Origin of the sequence: Streptomyces sp. NPDC006733 (genome assembly GCF_040636125.1) — a bacterium.
Taxonomy (GTDB): domain Bacteria; phylum Actinomycetota; class Actinomycetes; order Streptomycetales; family Streptomycetaceae; genus Actinacidiphila.
On the sequence record NZ_JBEYJD010000124.1, the window covers coordinates 1 to 1,215 of the forward strand.

A 1,215-nucleotide genomic window follows, 5' to 3' on the forward strand; every position below is an offset into this window, starting at 1 on the left:
CTAGTGCTGAATTCCTTATATGCAGTAGACATATCGTCTGCGGAGGTGTCGGGTGGGTGGTGTGGGACGGCCCCAGATCCAGGGTCCGGCGCGGGCGTTGAGTTGGAATGTCGCGAGTTCGGTGGCGTGCGTGATTTCGTCGGGTCCGGCGAAACTTTGGCCAGCGAGTGCGGCTTTGCGGAAGATGCGCCACCAGCCTTCTTGGAGGTTGAGCCAGCAAGCGCTGACGGGTATGAAGACGTGGCGGATACGGGGGTGGTCCTCGAGCCAGGTTCGGGTCGAGAGGCTGTTGTGCGAGGACAGGTTGTCGGTCACCACATAGATGTCGCCCGCAGGGTTGGCTTCCTCGAGGCGTTGGAGGAACTGCTGGTAGAAGGCACTATTGCGAGACGGGGCGGTCATGGTGACCTGCTGTCCGTCGCGGACGCGGAGGCCGCCGTAGACCCAGGTTTTCTCCGGTCCGCGGCCGTAGTCGAGCTCTGCTTTGATGCGATGTCCGTCCGGCGACCAGCCCGGCGCCGGCGGGAAGGTGCGCGGGATTACCGGTCCGAGCTCGTCGACGCAGATGACCGTCGCGTCGGCGGGCGGGCAGGTGTAGAGGCCGACGACCCGCGTCCTTTTCCCTCGAAATCCTGGTCCTTCGACCGGATCCAGGTACGGGTGCGGCGCCATCGGACGCCTTCGGCCACCAGGATTCTGCGGACCTGGGACCGGCCCACTTCGATGCCGCCGCGGCGGGCCGCCTCCGCCAGGGTGTCGAGTGTCCACTGCGGTGCCCCTGACTCGTCCTGTGCCGCCAGTTCGCCGTCCTCGTGCCTGGTCAGGCGTCCCGGTGGCTCCTGTCTGACCAGTGCGATGATCCGGGACCTCTCGGCCTCGGTAATCCGGCGCGGTCGGCCCGCGACCGGCCGGTCCTCCAGCCCTTCCACCCCCAGCTCATTGAAACGGTGCAGCCACCACCGCACCGTCTTCGCATGACACCCCAGCTCCACGGCGATCGCCGCCACCCGCAGACCGTCCCAGCTCAGAACAATGATCTGTGCTCTGAGCACCAGGTCAGCCGGTGCCTTCCGAGCTCTCGTCAGCCGGTCGATCATCAACGCCTCATCCGGACCCGAAGCAGGCCGAGCCCGCAATAATGTCGGCACCATCCACCCCCAGCGCACTCCTCAACCCGCCATTTATACCCATAAGTTGAGGAATGCAGCACTAGGG

At 65.5% G+C, this 1,215-nt stretch carries 2 protein-coding genes; both read right to left on the reverse strand.

What is annotated here, in order from left to right; genetic code table 11:
- Window positions 1–15 precede the first annotated feature (15 nt).
- Window positions 16–654, reverse strand: coding sequence for an IS630 family transposase (locus ABZ721_RS40925; RefSeq protein WP_358793924.1), 639 nt, complete (start codon window positions 652–654; stop codon window positions 16–18).
- Window positions 540–1,151, reverse strand: a complete 612-nt coding sequence (locus ABZ721_RS40930) for a helix-turn-helix domain-containing protein (RefSeq protein WP_358793923.1) — start codon at window positions 1,149–1,151, stop codon at window positions 540–542. Before ABZ721_RS40930 ends, ABZ721_RS40925 begins: the two co-directional genes overlap by 115 nt.
- Window positions 1,152–1,215 lie beyond the last annotated feature (64 nt).